At 46.3% G+C, this 19651-nt stretch carries 4 protein-coding genes; all 4 read left to right on the top strand.

The window, feature by feature from the left end:
• Positions 1–12 precede the first annotated feature (12 nt).
• The 4 genes from AAC852_RS12125 to AAC852_RS12110 all read left to right on the top strand — a co-directional run bounded on the left by AAC852_RS12125 (position 13) and on the right by AAC852_RS12110 (position 19625).
• Positions 13–8979: a beta-ketoacyl synthase N-terminal-like domain-containing protein gene (locus AAC852_RS12125; RefSeq protein WP_340621267.1), complete on the top strand. Its 8967-nt coding sequence runs from the start codon at positions 13–15 to the stop codon at positions 8977–8979.
• 23 nt (positions 8980–9002) lie between these two features.
• On the top strand, positions 9003–16373 hold the full coding sequence (locus AAC852_RS12120) for an amino acid adenylation domain-containing protein (protein WP_340621266.1): 7371 nt from the start codon (positions 9003–9005) through the stop codon (positions 16371–16373).
• Between the two features lie 37 nt (positions 16374–16410).
• Positions 16411–17154, top strand: a complete 744-nt coding sequence (locus AAC852_RS12115) for a DUF2306 domain-containing protein (RefSeq protein WP_340621265.1) — start codon at positions 16411–16413, stop codon at positions 17152–17154.
• A gap of 113 nt (positions 17155–17267) precedes the next feature.
• Positions 17268–19625, top strand: coding sequence for an efflux RND transporter permease subunit (locus AAC852_RS12110; protein ID WP_340621264.1), 2358 nt, complete (start codon positions 17268–17270; stop codon positions 19623–19625).
• The last annotated feature ends 26 nt before the right edge of the window (positions 19626–19651 follow it).

Below are 19651 nucleotides of genomic sequence, written 5' to 3'. Positions count from 1 at the left end.
GATGGCATTTCTATGACCGATAAAACGACTTGGCTATTACAACATCCGTGCGCGGAGTTTGTTCTGGGATTGAAAGCGGTATGGGAAGATGACTTTTCTTCTTACGCTTTTAATAATCTGTTTGTTCAAACCTGTGTGTGCCATATGCAGGGTAATGAGTTAAATAGCGCTCAGGAGTTTCAGGCATTTATTCAGTCTGTCAGGCTGAACATTGCCAATTTAAAACTGATCCCGGAAAGCGTGATTGTTCAGGATGATATTCTGCATCTCTTTCACCGTTGGAAAGCGGATCGCTGGCATGATGAGGTGATTTCCGGTGGCGAATATTCGAACTTTTGTCAGATCGCAATCCGTATCAGTGACGGCAAAATTGTTGAATTATGGCAACAGGTGCAGGACTTTCTTTTTCTGCTTGGTACGCCGCTTTCTGAAGAATGTCTGTCTTACCCGGCCTGGCAACAGCGAGTGCTGGTTAACGAAGCAAATGAGGGTCTGCATGTAGCCTGTGATGAACAGTCTGTACGAATGAGTGAACGGGCTAAACAGCTTGTTGATTGTGTTTTTAGTCAGGGTTCGTTACGCCAAATTGACAACCTGCTACACCCGGAGCTGGTATTTCATAATGGCGATACTACCGGTCATGGAATTGCTGAATGGAAAAGTTTTATTTACGCATTACGGACGGCGATAGGAAAGGAGGGAGTCACGCTATTTGATGAGTTATTTATTCGCGACAAAAACGCTTTAACGTTATTTGTCCGAATGGAGTTAACTCAAGCGTCTCCCTTTGTCTTATCCCGCTTGAATGGCATGTTTTGTGTGTTAAAGCTTGAAATGGACGAGTACCGCATTACGAAAATTCAAACGTATCCTGAAAATTATCTGTTTTTTCTGGGTATTGATTTTTTGCAGCATGAAACGCGCCTTAAGCAGCTTTTTCGCGGAAATAGGCTGCCATTAGAGACAAAATCTCAGCTAAAACATGATGCAGAGGTAAAAACTCCGTCGTCACCCAACGTTGTTCAGAATGAGCAAGTCGCCATTGTTGGAATTGCAGGGCGTTTTCCGCAGGCGGATTCTGTGGATCAGTTCTGGAAAAACCTGCTTGAAGGCAAATCGGGTTTTTCTGCCTTTCCTGAAGATCGCCCGTGGTTATCTGCGGGAACGATAATTCGTTCCGCCGGGTTTATTAATGATATTTTCCGGTTTGATGAACAATATTTCCAGATCCTGCCCGCCGTCGCACAGTACATGGACCCCCAGCATCGTTTGCTGCTTGAAATCATTACTCAAAGTATTGAAGACAGCGGTCATGCTAACCAGGACATGAGCGGCGATCGTACCGCGCTGTTTGTTGCGGCCTTAGCGAATGACTATGAAAAGCTGTTAAGGGACAAGGACGTAGAAGAAAACTTCTATTATTGGGCCGGTAATGAACCGGCCATGTCATCGGGCAGGATAGCCCGATTTCTTGATATTCAAGGCCCGACCCAATTTATTAATACCGAATGCACGGGAGGCACGACAGCATTGCTTGGGGCGTGTGATTTGATTCGCTCAGGGCAGGTCGATCAGGCCATTGTCAGTGCAACCAGTCTTTTCCTGCATCCTTACGGTTTTATTGCGCGTGAGGATGGAATTCTGTCGCCGGCGGCGGCATCTGAATTGTTCAGCAAGCGAAGCAAGGGGCAACTCAGGGGAGAAGCGGTCGTCTCTGTGATCGTTAAATCGCTGTCGAAAGCGCAACAAGATGGGGATGATATCTATGCCATTATTGCCGGCGGCGCGGCAAATAATAGCGGAAGGACATTTTCTCTCATCTCAGCCAATGTTGAACAACAGGCCAAAACCATCAGCAGAGCCTGGCAGAATGCGGGGGTATCGGCAGATGATTTCTCCGTGATTGAGTGTAATGCGTCTGGCGTCAGAGCAGGGGATTTCACAGAAATCACCGCCCTGAAAAAAGTTTTTCTGCCCGATCAGCATATTCATTTATCCACGGTAAAAGGCGCTATCGGGCACACTGAAGCGGTTTCCGGTCTGGTGGCACTGGTGAAGGTTCTGCTGCAATTGCGCCATCAGACCATTATCGGCACTCAGGGACTCAGCGAGATTGATGACAGTTTGGGAATCGAAGGTTCCGGGCTTTATCTCAATCATCATCATAAAAAATGGGAATCCACCACGCGGGAAGGAGACACGTTACCCAGAATTGCCGGCATCAATTCATTTGCCGGAGGTGGGTATAACACTCATGTCGTGATTAAGGAGTTTATCGGGCAAAAAAACACTGATATTAAAACAATGATACCGGTGTTAATCCCGCTGTCATCGCACTCGGAAGCCTCGTTACGCGATCATATCGTGCAGATAAAACGCTATTTACAGGAGCAGGATTTACAGAAACGGGAGGTTGATTTAGCGCGTTTGGCATTCACGTTGCAGTCCCGTGAGGCACGGCGATATCGGGTCATTTTGGGTGTATCCCGTTTATCTGAGCTGATATCACAGCTGGACAGTGTCCTTAATGGCGATATCAGTATTCAGAATGTCGAGGAACCTCGGCAGGAAGAGACATTAAGGTCGGTATTACCTTCCTCCCTGATGGAGGGGATGACCACGGAATTGATGCTGCGTTGGTTAAGGGGTGAGGAACCAGACTGGTCATGTTTATGGGAAAATAAATATCCGGTTCGCCTATCCGGTTTGCCGGTTCGTGCATTTTTAGGTGCTATTCATCACCCACCATTTTCCGTTGATGAATCGGCTACACCATCAAATGATGCGCTGAAATCCTATCAATTCCGGGTCAGCGCGGCTGAGCCTTATTTGCGTGAACATGTGGTCAATGGGCAAATGATGCTTCCGGGGGTGGTTCATCTTGAGTTTGTACGGCATGCAGCCATGTTATTGCTGTCAGACAGAGCCGCAACAAAACCATTGAGTTTACGCAACGTAGGTTGGGTGAAACCGGTTATCAAGGCGGAAGCAGAAACCGCATTGACGCTGACGGTGAATATTAAACCTGAGACGTCACCGACAGAAGAAAATGCTTTTTGTTTTGATATCGCTTTAGGAACAGAAACGTGTGAAGAAGCCAATAACAGGCATCCTGATTCGTTGACCGTCGGCAGTATCGGTTTCTCGTCATTACAACACCGCATCTCTCTGGATATTGAACAGTGTCAGCGCTCCTGTCAGGAGCGTCGGTTAATCGCCGAACAATGTTACAGCGTGCTTGAGCTGCTTGGCATTCAGATAGGCGAGAAACATCGGGCTATTCAGGAAATCACTATAGGGAAAAACAGTCACGGAGACACCGTTGTACTCGCGAAGCTGGCATTTGTATCCGATAACGCCCCTGTCTATGAATTTTCCCATCAAGCGATACCGTTCACGCTTTGTCCTGCCATGATGGATGGCGCGCTACAGGCTGCCTGGTTGGGGTTACTGACAACAGAAGATCTCAAACAAGGTGCAGTCACACCGATTCCTTTTGCCGTTGATGAAATCCGGGTTATTCGGCCGGTTAAAGGCGAAGCATGGGCATGGATAACAGGTGCTGCATCGTCTGTATCACTCTCGTCCATCAGGAAGATGGATATCGTCATTTGTGACAACAACGGTGATGTTTGTGTTGAGATTAAAGGATTTTCAACCCGGGCACCGCGGGTATCTGTCACACCTCATGCCGCGGTGCAGACAGACGTTTTGCAAACAGACTTTTCGCAGATAGAACATGCGCAAAATCAGCCAGTACCCGAGACCCTAATCGGACAGCTAAAAGCGCTAATAGGTAAGGAATTAGGCATATCACCCACGCAGTTGCGCGCTTCTGAACCTTTGGATAAATACGGTATTGATTCGGCGATTGCCGTACAACTGGTTGCTGTATTGGAAAAAACATTTGGTTCGCTGCCTAAGACCTTATTTTATGAATACAAATGTATTGCTGATATCGCTCAGTATCTGGCTCAAACGGTCACGCATCAGGCAGATAAATCCCTTTTTTCTTTGGATCAGAAAAAAGAATCTGACGCTGCTAATCAAGGGCAGAATATCGCTGATCATCGGCTGAATATAGCTATCATCGGAATAAGTGCAAAATACCCGCAGTCAGAGAATACCAACCAGATTTGGGACAACCTGAAACAAGGTAAGCGCTGTATTAGCGAGATCCCTCAGAATCGTTGGGATTGGCGGCGTTATTATCACGGAGACAGTCAACGTACTCACCTCAGCAAGTGGGGCGGTTTTCTGGACGGCGTTGATGAATTTGATTTTGCGTTTTTCGATATCTCTGAAAGTGAAGCCGCAGCAATGGACCCTCAGGAACGCTTATTCTTGCAGGAAGCGTGGAAAGCCATTGAAGATGCCGGCTACACACCTGAGACACTGGCTGTTGACGGAAAGAGCGAAAAGGAGGGAATAAACGCGGTTGGTGTTTATGTCGGTTCAATGTACAGCGAGTATCAACTGCATGACGTGACATCCGATGAACGGGAACAACCTGTTGGATTAGTCGGCAGTCAGGCCAGTATTGCTAACCGACTTTCTTACTTCATGGATTTTCACGGGCCAAGCCTGACGCTGGATGCCATGTGTACGTCTTCAATGGTTGCGATGCAACTTGCGTGTCAGGATCTGAAACAAGGACGTACTCATGCTGCTGTCGTCGGCGGCGTTAATCTGACGCTTCATCCCAATAAATACTTAACCCTTAGCCGCAGGAAAATGCTGTCTTCATCGCCTGAACTTAACAGTTTTGGTGAAGGCAGCCAGGGTTATATCCCGGGAGAAGGGATAGGTGTTCTGGTATTAAAACGGTTAGAGGATGCCTTGAATGAGGGTGCGCACATTTATGGTGTGATTCAGGGCTGCGCGGTGAATCAAAATGGACGATCAAATGGATTTGGTGCTCCAGACCCGAAAGCACAGCAGGTGGTGATTGAGCAGGCCATGACAGAAGCAAAGGTTAACGCAGATGAAATCAGTTACGTCGAAGCACACAGTACCGGCACGCGATATGGTGATCTGATTGAAGTTGGTGCATTAACAAAAGTTTTTCAGAAACGCTCAGATAACCATGACCTTGCATGCCTGATGGGATCGGGAAAGCCGAATTTCGGTCATTGTGAAGCGGCGGCAGGGGTGGGCAGTGTTATTAAAGTCCTGCTCCAAATGCAGCATAAGGCAATTGCCCCAACACTTTATGGTGAAAGGCTGAATCCCGATATTATTTTCGAACAGACACCTTTCTCAATAAATTCAACGTTAATGGAATGGAAACAGCCCCACAGGGAAGGGGTGAACATGCCAAGAATCGCCGGCATCTCTTGTTTTGGCGCTGGCGGAACCAATGCCCACCTTATTCTGGAAGAGAGCAAGCAGTCGGAATCGCCAGAAACCGGGATAAACCTCCCCTGTACCATTCTTCTTTCGGCAAAAACCGTTAGCGCATTGCAAGAACGTGTGAAACAGCTGTATGACTTTTTATCGCTCTATCAATCTGAGAACCATCAATCTGAAAACCGTGGTCATGAAACTGAGGTTTTGCTGGCGCGTTTGGCGTTGACCTTACAGGTCGGTAGAGAAGATATGCCGGTTCGTGCAGGTTTTCTGGTGCAAAGTCTGGAGGATTTATGCCAGCAGCTTAAACAGTGTGAGTGCAATAATGAAAACATCATCGTACTCAGCAGTATCGATCAGTTTGAAGAACGCGGGTGGCAAGAGAAAATTAATGGCTGGCTGGTGGAAAATAACCAGCGTGAGTTACTCAATGTCTGGCGCAAAGGCGCAAACATCAAATGGTATCGGCTCTATCGGGATCGACTTCCTGAACGTATAAGCCTGCCAACTTACCCCTTTGAACGTCATAAAATCGAATTAAAGGCGATTGAAACCGTACCGTCATTGCCGGTCAGCGTACAGACTGCCCATTTATCCGGTGAAGATGGATTTGCTTTTCTTGCCAATCGGACGATGGAGTTTCGGGAAAAAGCCGAACGATTTGTTATCAGGACACTGGAAAATATTATCGGTCATGAAGTCCCGTCGGCGAACACGTCCTTTTCAGCCTTGCATCTGACATCGCTGCATATCGTCCGTTTTCTGGATTTTTGGCAGGTTGTTTTCGGGGTATCCCTGCCATTTACGATTTTTTATGAACAACGAAATGTGAGAGCGCTGGTTGATGATTTGGTTACCAGTGAGCGGCTGACAGAAGAACAATTGTCAGCAGCGGCAGAATTTTTGCTCCCTTCAACAGAAGAAAACGCAGCGCAAACCTTCCCACTTTCTGAACTGCAAGAGTCATTTGTGATTGGACGGGCGCTCTCGACGTATGGTCAACGTGTGGGCAGCACACTGTATTTTGAACTTCATATTGCACAAGCCATACCGCTTAAACATATTGAGTCAGCCTGGAATCATTTAGTTGATCATCATGAAGCGCTACATACGGTGGTTAACAACGATTTTCAGCAACAGGTGCTGGAAGATTATGCCTATTATTCTTTTCCGGTCATTAACCTAACGGAATATTCAGACTCAGAAAAAGCCGATTATCTGACAAACAGCCGGGCAACGCTGAATTGTAAGGTGTTTGACTTAGCGTGTTGGCCGTATTTCGACATCAACGCATTGATATTGGATGCTGAACATACCGTTGTGCAAATTGCACTGGATGAAGTGATTGCCGATGCCGCCAGTGTCTTTTTGCTGGTAGAACAGTTACGTCATCTGTCAGAAGATCCTGATTATCGGTTGCCGGCAACCTATTCTTTGAGGAAATACCTCACCTTAGTTGAACAGATTCGCACCGGTGAGCATTTTCAACAGAGCATGGAGTATTGGGTTGATAAATTAGGCGATATCTTGCCCGGGCCTGATCTGAAACATCTTCCGGCGCAATATCCTGTGCCGCAGACGGTGCATTGTTTGAGTGCGGAACTGGATTCCGAATTGTGGTCAGCCATAAAGACACAGGCCGACATGTTGTCCTGTTCAACCGGCGCGGTGTTGCTGAGTATTTTTTGTGAAGTGCTTCATCAGCTTACGGAACAACCGCGTTTTAGTCTCAATCTGACTAACTTCAATCGGTTAGCCATCAATCAGCAGATCAACGGGCTGGTTGGATTGCTGGCCAATAGCAATATTTTTGTCTCGGAATGGGAACCGGAAAACACGTTTCAATCCCGGGTCATTGCCTGCCAGCAACAACTGGATAGGGATGCCAATCATAGCTTTGTGGGGGCGGTCAATGTACTCAGAAAGTTGCGACAGAACCCGGCTAAACGTGCAGGCATACGCTTGCCCGTGGTTTTTACGAATTTAATCTCTGCTGCATTTCAACAACCCAATCCCGAGGAGGGCTGGTCTGTTGAACACATGATGAATACAACACCTCAAGTGGCGCTGGATCATCATGTTTTCGAGGTTAACGGGCGGTTGGTCTACCGTTGGTATGTTGCCCATGCGTTATTGGAACAAGGTTCTGTCGTTGCTCTGTTTGACGCTTATCGTCAAAAGCTGATTGCCCGGGCACAGTCTATTTCAGAGCAATCTATTTCAAGACAACCTATTTCAGAATCCTCTATTTCAGACGAGCAGCAATGGCACGGTTTAGAGAATTTAGATAAAGAGAAAGCGCATAACGCCTCTTTTCCCCTGCTGGGCATTCAAAAAGCCTTATATGCGGGGCAAATGATGCCCGTAAAACTGGGCGGAAAAACCTGTTGCTGCCATCTTGAGTTTGATATTGATGTGCTCGATATCTCCCGGTTAACCCGAGCCTGGAATGATATTGTTGCTTATCATCCAGTTCTGAGAACACGTTATTTGGCTTCATTGCATCAGGACGTTCTGGATAACGTGCCTGATGATCCTATCCTGACGGACAGTGTGATCGGGACAGAAGAAACATTTCATCAGCGGTGTCATGAAATACGCAATGAAATGTTGCTGACACGTTATTCAGCGGGGGAATATCCGGGGTATCGCATTCGGGTGTGTACGCTTGAAGGGCAGAAAAACCGCCTGTTTGTCAATTTTGATTTTGTTCTGATTGATGGAAAAAGTATTTTTCTGATACTTAGCCAGTTGTTTAATCGGTATAAATCAGAAACCTATCGATTACCGGCACAGAACATCACATTTCAGGATGTTGTCCTGCATTATAAGCATCAACAGAATTCCTCTGACTGCGTAGCGGCGAGGGACTATTGGCAGGATAAATTCTCCCAGATGCAGCAGGGGCTTAATGAATTATCGCCATTAGCCCATCAGGCATCACTCCCCGCACCACTGACGCAGGTATTGCCTTATTACCGTCAGATACAGGAGCGGGCTGAAAAGCTGGGGGTTTCTGTTGACAGTATCCTGCTGGCGGCTTTCGGTTTAACGCTTTTAAATTGGAACAGGTTAAAAACGGGGGAACATGGGCCAATTACCATCGCGGTGGTTTCCTGGGACAGATATGCTGGCGTGCCTGAAACCACAACGGGGGTATTTACCCGTCTTAGCTGGGTCAGTTTTTCTGAGACTCATTTTCCTGAATCTGACCAAACCCCAGAACAGCTTATTCTCCGGGTTCAGGCGCAGCTGGATAACGATCGGCAACATGACGCCATTGATGAACTGGAAATGGCGGCGCATTATCCCGATTTACATTTCCCTATTGTTTACACTTGCCTGCTGGCCTACGGCACGGATTTCCCCGAACCCATATATAGCGTCTCCCAAACGCCGGGGGTTGTCTTGGACAATATTCCCACCGTACTCAATACCTCCTCTCTCCGCCTCCAGTGGGACGTACTGGAATGCAGCCGGAATGAATTTTCCGCTGTTTTCCAACAATACTGTTCCTGTCTCAAAAAATGTTTTTTTACGGATGAAATGCTCAATTTTGGGCATCAGGGGAAAGACCTTACTGACTATGATGTGCGGAACTCTGCAACCGTGGACGGAGTGCCATCATGATGAGGAGAAACAGGGGAACTTCTATGGGCGGAAAATGTAATGTGAGCGATCTCAATGAATTCATTGAGATATTAATGGTTGAGCATTCGGTTGATTTCAGTAATGACTTGTTTGATCAAGGAATGACATCGAAATCAATCATGCAGGTGCTGATTCGTATTCGGGAACGTTTTGACGTTGATCTTGACCTTGATGAGTTTTTGCATACCCCCACAATGGCGCGCCTGAGTCATTTGATTAGCAGGCAGATTGAGAACAAGCAGCCTGTTATTCAACATTCAGAGACTTTACAACGTCTTGAGCAACTGATGGAAAACAAGGCGCTCAAGCCAAATCAGGATTTGTTTGAACATGGCTTTAGTTCGCTGAATGTCATGGAGCTGGTTTTGGCCGTAAAGAAACAGTTTGATGTCGATATTGAACTGGAGGCATTACTCTCAAAGCCCACGTTAGAGACGCTGGCCGCGCTGATTGATCAACAACCTGTTTTTCCGGTGGCGGATGAAGAAAAAGAACTGTCTGTCCTGTCATCGTTATCAGAAAAACAGGTATTCAAAGAAAAACAATTCAACATTCGTCAATTAGACAGCAATTTTGACACTGTCCGTGCCAAAACACTCTCACCTGAGCAGTTCCAGCGTCACTATAACGCTCGGCGTACTTTCAGGACATTTGATGATGCGTCAATGCCAAAAGACAGTGTATTAGGCTGGCTGAGTGCACTCAACGCCATGCTGATTGATGGCAGCCATCGATATCTTTATCCGTCGGCGGGCGGAACTTACAGTGTTCAGATTTATGTCGAGATAAAACCCGGCAGAGTCGGGGGGTTATCAACCGGGTTTTATTACTATAATCCGGTTGAACACAAGCTGGATAAAATTTCATCGGATGAATTGCCTCTTAACAGCCATTTTTACTATAACCGCCCCTATTATAACAATGCGCACTGCTGCTTATATTTTGTGGTTGAGTACGACGGTATTCGCCCTTTGTATAAAGAGAAAAGTGATTTTTTTGCGGCGATTGAAATCGGTGCCATTGTCCAGCTACTTTCACAAAAACAGGCGTATTACCCGATTGGTTCCTGCCCGTTATCCGGCGTCGATGAGAACGCGTTAGCTGGCGTACTGAAGCTTAAGGAGAGCCAGCGAACACTGTTAGGCATGGCTTTTGGGCTGGTGGAGAAAGCACAGCTTCAGGAACCTGAAAACAGCAGTGCTGAGGCGTTGGGGCAGAATATTGCCATTATTGGCGTACAGGGGAAATACCCTGATGCGCCGGATATTGAAACATTCTGGAATAACCTCAAAGATCAGAAAAGTTGCTTCTCCCGAGTACCTGATAACCGTTGGGGAACAAAGGAATGTTTTGAACATTGGGGAGGATTTTCGCATTCGATTACGGATTTTGATGCGGACTTTTTTGGCATTTCAGCAACGGAACGGGAACGGATCTCTGCTCAAGAAGCCTGTTTTTTAACGAGTGTTTACGAGCTGTTGGACGGTGCAGGATACAACGGCGAAAATTTGCGGAGTCTGGGGCAGCGTGTGGGCGTCTTCACAGGCGTGATGTGGAATGATCCTGCCGGTTCAGCCGAGGGAACCGGGGCATCTGCGGAGTCAGTCAGTCGCTCTACCTTCTCATCCATCGTGAACCGGGTATCCTGGTTTTTCAATTGGACAGGGCCAAGTATTGCCGTAGATACGAGTTGTTCGTCTTCATTAACGTCGATCTATCTTGCCTGTCAGGCGATTGCGCAGGGTGACTGCAATGTGGCTGTTGCAGGTGGAATCAATCTTTTTGCCCACGCTACCCATTTTACGAACCTAAAACGATTTAACATGATTTCCGAACGCTGCAATGCTCAGGCATTTGGAGAAGAAGCGGCGGGAATGATTCCGGGAGAGGGCGTTGGCGTTGTGCTGTTAAAACCACTTTCTCAGGCGGAAGCCGACAAAGATCATATTTGGGGAGTGATCAAAGGAGGCAGTATTGCCCATAGCGGCAGAGTATCGGGCTATGGTGTCCCTTCAACAAAACAGCAGAGTGAACTGCTTAAAAGCACACTACAGAAAACAGGCTACGATGCAGACTCGGTAGATTATATCGAAGCTGCGGCTGCCGGTTCGGTATTCGGTGATGCTTCAGAAATGCGCGCGATACAGACTGCCTTTGCTGAGCGTCATTCGCCTCTGTTTGTTGGTACGCTAAAGCCGAATATCGGGCATCTTGAATCCGCCTCCGGGATATCACAATTAACGAAAGTTCTGCTGCAAATGAAGTACGGGTATTTATTACCCGTTATTTCTTATAACACTCTGAGTCCATTGATAAAATTGGATGACAGCCCGGTCAGTGTTGTGACTGAACCGCGTCAATGGCAAGGAACCCGGCAACACCCCAAACTGGCGATGGTGAATAGCTTTGGCAGTACTGGCTCATATGCCAATCTGCTGCTGCAAAGCTATCATCCGTCAGCGCAATTTTTGCAGGCGAGCGCCAATATCAGACTACCGGAATTGTTTGTTCTGTCGGCGAAATCACCGGACGGTCTGCGACGTTATGCGGAACGTTGGGTAACTTTTTTTGAATCGACATTGAAAAATAACCGGGAAATACCGCTGCAATACTTATTTGCCGTGACCCAGTCAGGACGGGAGCATTTTAACCAGCGTTTAGCCATTCCCGCCAGTTCAGTATCAGTGCTGCTCACCAAGTTAAAACAATGGATTGCAGACGGCGCGGGAGCCGATATTTATCAGGGTGGTGTTGCGGATTCTGACACCGCCGGGCAAGAGAGTTTGATCTTCAATGCAGAACAGAATCACGAGATTGCGGATGCCTGGGTAAAAGGTCAATGGCAGAACTGGCAGCATTTTCACCGGGATGAACCGCTTCCCAAAATGCCACTGCCTGTTTATCCGTTTTATCAATCGCAGCAGGATTCATCCCTTATGAACACGCAATTGTGTGAGTCTGCGATTAGCCATCACCTGCCAGCGAATAGCCTTTCTCCCGCACAGGCCGCCGATGAGCGTTCGCTCAGTATAAAAGAACTTTTGCTTTCTCTGATTGCCCGCATTTTGCAACAGCCTTTAGCGCAAATTGATAGCAGCATGAGCCTGTTTGCATTGGGAATGTCATCATCTCAGGCGGTCAAATTCGTGCGGATGGTGGAATTACAGACGGGCATGAGTCTTCCGATTACGATCCTACTGGAGAAAAATTCAGTGACTGAGCTGTCGGACTATCTGACCGAGCAATATGGTGAAAGACAGTATGGTGAAATGCAGTATGGCGAAATAAGGGGGAATGACAGCACGACACCCGAACTTAAGGAACTCATTCAGACCGTACAGGCTCAGGCGATCAATACTTTTACTTCTGCCAAACAGGTAAGTGCTTCTGTCAAACAGACAAGAAAACCGGAAACCTATCCGCTATCCGAAGGCCAGAAAGGATTATGGGTTCTCCATAAACACGCGCCTCAAAATAGTGCCTACAACTGTCCGGTCTGTTTCCGGGTCGATGGCCGGATAGATCCGCAATTATTTCAACAGGCGTTGGATTTACTGGTCAGGCGCTATCCCATACTGGCAACAACGGTTTTCGAAGAGGAAGGAATTCCTTATTTATTCAATAACCCCAAAATATTCAATAATCCCCAAAGTGCATTAAGGGTGAATGTTGAAACAGAACTGTCATTGACTGAGAAGGAACTTGAAACTTATCTGTCGGAGAAGATAAACCAGCCTTTTGATTTTGATAACGATGCCTTGTTACGGGTCAATTTGCTGTACCTGTCTGAAAAAGAAACCGTCATTTTATTGTGTGCCCACCATATTGTTGTGGACGCCATTTCTGTTAACCCAATGGTTTCTGCGTTATTCGGCTTTTATCATCAATTATCAGTGAATCAGCCTCCTGTTGTTGAGACAGGGAAGGACAATTGGTATGACTTTGTGATGCACGAACAGGCGCTTTTGCAAAGTGACGAAGGAAAACGTCGGTTAGATTATTGGAAGAATACACTGGCGGGCGCGCCTGTTTCCACTAAATTACTGGCGGACAGTTCATATCTGAACGTTGAGAAATATAAAGGCGAAACACTGACACGGGCGTTATCCACCCATTTCTCCTCAAAATTAAAAGCCTTCGCCAGCACGCATTTTGTTTACCCGTCATCCGTTTTTTTAAGCCTGTTTCAGTTAGTTATCCATCGTTTTACCCGACAGGACGATATTGTCATTGGTATGCCGACGGATGCCAGAACAGAAGAACAGCAGCGGGAAGAGATTGGCTATTTTGTTTATCCTATCCCTGTTCGCAGCCAGCTATCGCAGGATATCGACTATCCAGAGTATCTGAAAACGTTACAACAGACAGTACTGGATGGTTTAGCTCATGCCTTACCCTTTCCTGTGGTGGCAAGAACCTTAAATCTGTCTCAGGGCATGGATGATGCTCCTCTGTTTCAGATGGCTTTTGTTTATCAACCGGCCATGCCGCAAAAGGGCTCTCAGGCTTTAGGTAAGCTGATATCGGCAGAACATTTAACGCAATATTCTCAGACCGGGGAATATGAGTTTATGTTGGAAGTCGTTGAAGCAGCAGAAACATTCACATTAAACATCAAATACAACCCTTCTTTATATCGCCAATCAACCGCGCTGAGCGTGATTGAACACTTAGAACGATTATTGCAGGAAGTCGTTGAACAGCCTGAACGGAAACTGATTGATTTTCCACTGATAGATCAAAAAGAGTCTGTTCAAATCCTTGAAGAATGGAACCGTACCGCCGTCAATCTGGGAGAGGCGTGCTGCGTTCATGAATTGTTTGAACAACAGGCCGCAAAAACGCCGGAAGCCGTGGCCGTGGTATTTGAAGATATCACCCTGACTTATCAGTCACTCAATGCGAAAGCAAACCAACTGGCGCACTGTTTGCAGGAACTGGGTGTTCAGGCAGGAACACGGGTTGGTATCTGCTTGGAGCGTTCCGTGGAAATGATTGTGGGTTTATTGGGTATCTTAAAAGCTGGAGGTACTTATGTGCCGCTTGAACCCGGCTATCCTTCCCAACGTCTGGCTTATATCCTGAAAGATTCGGGTGTTTCCGTTGTATTAACACAGAAGCATCATCAATCGATTTTTACCCACTTTAATGGGAAGCTGGTGTTTTTAAATGCCCAGCGCTCCGAGTTGCATTCTCATCATGCGTTACCTAATCCTGTGGGGAACACGCCGGAGAACCTTTGTTATGTATTGTATACATCAGGTTCGACAGGCACGCCCAAAGGCTGCATGTTACCGCATTCCGCTATCGTCAACCGGCTTCGCTGGATGCAGGATAAATATCGGCTGAATGTCACGGATAACGTCCTGCAAAAAACACCCTATAGCTTTGATGTCTCGGTATGGGAATTTTTCTGGCCATTGATGTCAGGCGCGACACTGGTTTTTGCCGTTCCGGAAGGCCATAAAGATCCTGATTATCTTATCCGGCTGATTTGTGAGCAGCAGATCACGACCTGCCATTTTGTTCCTTCTATGCTGAATGTTTTCATCAATACGCGTGGCAGCGATAAATGTGTTTCATTAGCGCGTATTTTTACCAGCGGAGAGGCATTGCCGTATAGCGTATTGGAGCGCGTCAACCAAAAATTGCAGGTCAAACTCCATAATCTCTATGGCCCAACCGAAACCGCCATTGATGTCAGTTATTGGGAAGCCGAAAAACGGGAAGATAAAAAAACGCTGATAGGGAAACCCATTGCTAATACGCAACTCTATATCGTCGATGATCGCATGAATCTTTTGCCGGTTGGCGCGCCGGGGGAGTTATTAATTGGCGGTGCTGGTCTGGCAAAAGGGTATTTAAACTTACCGGAACTGACAGAGAAGTGTTTCATTCCCCATCCATTTTCCTGTGATCCGACAGAAAAAGTCTACCGCACAGGCGACCTCGCCAGGTGGTCAGTGGATGGAAATATTGAATTCTTGGGCAGAATTGACACTCAGGTCAAAGTCAGAGGATTCCGTATTGAATTAGGTGAGATTGAAGAATGCCTGAAAAGCTGTGATGGCGTTAAAGCCTGCGCCGTTCTTTTAAAGGAAGATGCGCACACCGGTAATTTCATTAGCGCTTATGTGGTGCTACACCAAAACATGACACTCTCCATCAAGGAACTGAATGCTTTTCTGAAACAGCGCGTACCGGATTTTATGGTTCCCGCGCAGATGAATATATTGGATGAATTGCCAGTCACAAGTAATGGAAAGCTCGACAGAAAGGCACTGTCTGCATTAGAGACAACCCCACTGTCCGAGAAAGCATTTGTTGCGCCATCTTCTGCCATTGAGCAACAACTGGCGGATATCTGGAAAGAGGTTCTCAATCGGAAACAAATTGGTATTAACGATAATTTCTTTGAAATAGGAGGGCACTCGTTAACCGCAATCACACTCTTGTCCCGCATTCAGGATGCCTTTCCTGAAAATAAGCTGTCTTTAATCCCGTTTTATCAAGCGCCCACGATCACAGAAATGATGCCCTATTTATCCGGCACGGGAAGAGCAGAAGTTGCAAGCGGAGAAAAGGGGCTTTTGTCGTTGCTGCACAGCAGTCAGGAAGAGAATCAGATAACGCTGGTCTGTGTACCTTATGCGGGCGCGGCAGCCACGGTCTATCAGCCATTGGCACAGGCGTTAGCGAAAAAGAACGCCGGTTATTCAGTTTGTGGCGTCACTGTCCCCGGTAATGCATTTGGCAGCAGGAATGAAGAAACCGGCATGGACTACAACATGCTCGCTGAATTGTGCACCAGAGAGATAATGGAGCAAGTTTCAGGGAAAGTCGCCATTTATGGTCACTGCGTTGGCAGTTATCTGGCACTGGAAATTGCCCGGAGACTGGAATTAAAGGGAAAACCTGCCGAATTTTTAGTGACAGCGGCGGCGTTCCCGTTACCCCGAATTATTCGCTATCTGCCCCTCAATGACCGCTGGAAACATAAAAGCGATGAATCCTTATTACAGCTACTCAAAAAGTGGGGTATTCCCACTGATGGGAAGCTGGAGGATTCTGTTGCCCGCTTTTTAGTCTCCCGTTTCAGGAAAGATGCAAAGCTGGCCTATCAATACGAGAAACAACGGGGCAATTGGCGGATAAAAACGCCGTTGGTGAATTTAGTGAGTCAGCAAGATCCTTTAACCAAAAAATACGCCTCTCAGTATCTGAAATGGAAACAGTGTGCTCATGACGTCAGTTTGATCACATTAGACGAGGGTCATCACTATTTCATTACTACCTATCCAGAACGGGTAGCCGATGTGATTGAGCAGCTCAGACCCAACCAACCTACTTTCGCTGATCCCAACATCCTGTAACCACTGGTGATTGGCAAAACGTTAAGAGGGAATAGATATGAAATTACACAACAAGGTACTGGTTCGATTTTGTTGGTCATGGATCGCGATAGTGTGCCTGGGCACGATAATCCACGGTATCTATCGGATTTGGTGGGTGGCAGAAGGGGCAAGCGGCAATATACAACCCAACCTGTTAAACCCGAATCAGGCGAATGATATGGGGTATATAAAACATCACCTTATGTCCTATATGCATCTGGTTACCGGCATTGTGCTCTATATCTTAGGGCCTCTTCAGTTCGTTGATCGTGTCAGGAGAAAATGGCCAAAAGTGCATAAGTGGTCAGGATACTGTTTTTTTATCACCGTTATGGTGGTGGGGGTGACCGGGATTTTAATGGGAATTCTGTTTCCAGTCGGAGGGACATCAGAAACGTCTTCATCGATTTTATTTTCTCTGGTCATGATCTTCTGCGTCTTAAGATCTATCGTAATGATTTTAAAGAGGAGGGTCGAGCTTCATCGCCAATGGATGATCCGCAGTTATATGATTTCAATGGGCCCCGCCACAATGCATGCCCTTATTCCGCTGTTTATCCAGATCGGTGGAAAAGACATTGGTGAAGCGCTGTCATTGTCGCTGTGGATTGGATTTACGATTCATCTCATTTTGGCCGAGGTTTGGATCCATAACTCACGGCCGCCAGAAAAATGGCAGCCTGCCGAATCGAAAAAACAGAAGGCCGTGGCTGCCGTTTCGACCCCGACATCTCGGGAAAGATACGAAATTACACTTTAGGTAGTTGTTATTAAGTTGCTGTTATCCCTGTGGGCAGATTGCTTACAGGGAAAGCAGTGACGATTTAGTTGTGTGGCGATTTATTAACCTTTGCGTTTATATAAGGACAGCGCATGAAATCTTCTAACTGGGTAGATAACGTTGCATCAGGTTATGCACGTTGGGTGGTAAAAAAGCGTTATCTTAATCTTATTTTGGTCTGCATTGCCGTGTTTTTTACCTTCAAGGGAATGGAAAACTTGGCATTTACCAGTAGTTATAAAGTTTTTTTTAGCCGGGAAAACCCATTCTTGAATGCGTATGAGTCAATGCAGAAAACTTATAGTAATGGTGATAGTGCTTTGATTGTACTGGCACCAAAGGATGGTAATGTTTTCAGTAAACAGTTTCTTTCTATAGTTGAAAAGTTAACAGAAGATGCCTGGCAAGTTCCAAATGCGTATCGTGTTGACTCTATAACTAATTTTCAGATCACTAAAGCAGATGATGACAATCTGGAAATCAGGAAACTGGTTCCTGATGTGGCAAAGTTAACAAAACATGACTTGGTGGAGATCAAAAAGACAGCGCTGGATGAACCTTTGTTAGTCAAACGCATCATTTCTGAAAATGGTGATGTGACCGCAGTAAATGTATCTGTGCGCTTGCCAGATGGAGACGACAAAATTGTTGCTGAAGTCGCAGGGTATGTGCGTCAACTGAAAAACCAGTACACACAAATATATCCAGATATTGATATCCACCTAACGGGTGTGGCAATGATGTCAAATGCCTTTCCTGAAATCAGCATTAAGGAAATGTCAACAACAATACCTATTGTATTTCTGATTGTACTTATTCTGACTTTTATGGTGCTGAGATCGTTTAGCGCAACTTTTGTCGTATGTTTGGTTATTATTTTTTCCATCATTGCAGCATTGGGTACAGCCGGATACATAGGCATAAAACTGACTCAGGTTTCCGCCAATGTGCCGATCATTGTCATGACGCTGGCGGTTGTGGACAGTATTCACATTCTAGTGACCGTGATTCACTGTATGAAGCAGGGTGATAGCAAACATGACGCAATAAGGGAAAGTTTACGGGTTAATCTCTCTCCGGTTGTGATTACCAGTGTGACCACGGCTGTCGGATTTTTGGGTCTGAACCTGAGTGATGCGCCACCCTTTCATGATTTGGGTAATATGACGGCAATAGGCATGGGAGCCGCGCTATTTTATGCCTTATTTTTACTGCCTTCGCTGATTGCTGTTTTACCGGTTAGAGTGAAACCCTGTGGACAGAAAACGCAGTTCTCCATTGAATTTCTGGCGAATTGGATTATCGATAACAGGCGAAAACTACAGTTTGGTACGGTGGCATTCGGGCTTGTCATGCTGGCCTTTATACCGAGACTGACGGTTGATGAAAACTTTGTCAAAAACTTTGCCAAAGGGCTTGAAATCAGGGATGACTCTGACTTTACCCAGGATCATTTAACCGGACTTTTCAATATGGAGTTTTCGTTAGGTGCCGGGCAAGAAGGCGGAATCAATGAGCCTGAATATATGGCAAAAGTGGATGAATTTGCGAATTGGTCACGTGCTCAGCCGGGCATCATGAATGTCAATGTGATCACTGACACCGTGAAACGCATCAACCGGAGTATGCATGGGGATAATGCCGCTTACTATAAGTTGCCGACAGACAGAGAAGCTATTGCTCAGTATCTCTTGCTTTATGAAATGTCTCTTCCTTTGGGGCTGGATCTTAACGACCAGATTGATGTCAGGCGTTCCGCAACCAAAATGACAGTGACGTTCTCTGATTTAAGTACCTTTGAAATGCAAAGGACAAAAGAGGCCCATGAAAAGTGGCTGATCAATAATGCACCTTCATCCATGCATACCCATGCCGCCAGCGCATCGTTAATGTACACCTACCTGATGAACACCAATATTAAAGGGCTATTGGTGGGCACTGTGATCTCGTTTCTGATTATTACGCTTTGTTTAGGCATTGTTTTCCGTAGTGCGAAATATGCATTGATTAGCATGCTGCCCAATATATTACCCATTTTTATGGCCTTCGGCTTATGGAGCATTATTGACGGGGTGGTGGGGCTTGCTGCGGCAACCATCGCAACCATGACATTAGGCATTGTTGTCGATGACACCGTTTACTTTGTTTACAAATACCTTCGCGCACGTCGTGAACACAACATGACGCCAGAGGATGCCGTACGTTATTCCTTCTCAACGGTGGGTATTGCTCTGCTATCAACCAGCATCATTTTCATCTGTGGTTTCGGCTCGATGGTGCATTCAGATTTCTTAATGAATGCGCAAATGGGAATTTTTACTGTGATGACGGTGATTTTTGCCCTCTTGCTTGATTTCTTTTTATTGCCAACGTTGTTGATAGCAATAGATGGTAAGACTACGAAAAATAAACCCGTCGTTCCTGATGAACCATTGATGATAAAAATATAACGATATGACGGTGTGGATATTAAGCG

The organism is Xenorhabdus siamensis (assembly GCF_037996745.1).
GTDB classification, from domain to species: Bacteria; Pseudomonadota; Gammaproteobacteria; order Enterobacterales; family Enterobacteriaceae; genus Xenorhabdus; species Xenorhabdus indica.
Note: the sequence above shows the minus strand (reverse complement) of the source record. Positions and strands in the feature narration are given on the sequence as shown.

Bases quoted from the DNA above. Each gene is read 5' to 3' on its own strand.
- AAC852_RS12125 (WP_340621267.1), top strand. From the start codon at position 13: ATGACCGATAAAACGACTTGGCTATTACAACATCCGTGCGCGGAGTTT.
- AAC852_RS12120 (WP_340621266.1), top strand. From the start codon at position 9,003: ATGGGCGGAAAATGTAATGTGAGCGATCTCAATGAATTCATTGAGATA.
- AAC852_RS12115 (WP_340621265.1), top strand. From the start codon at position 16,411: ATGAAATTACACAACAAGGTACTGGTTCGATTTTGTTGGTCATGGATC.
- AAC852_RS12110 (WP_340621264.1), top strand. From the start codon at position 17,268: ATGAAATCTTCTAACTGGGTAGATAACGTTGCATCAGGTTATGCACGT.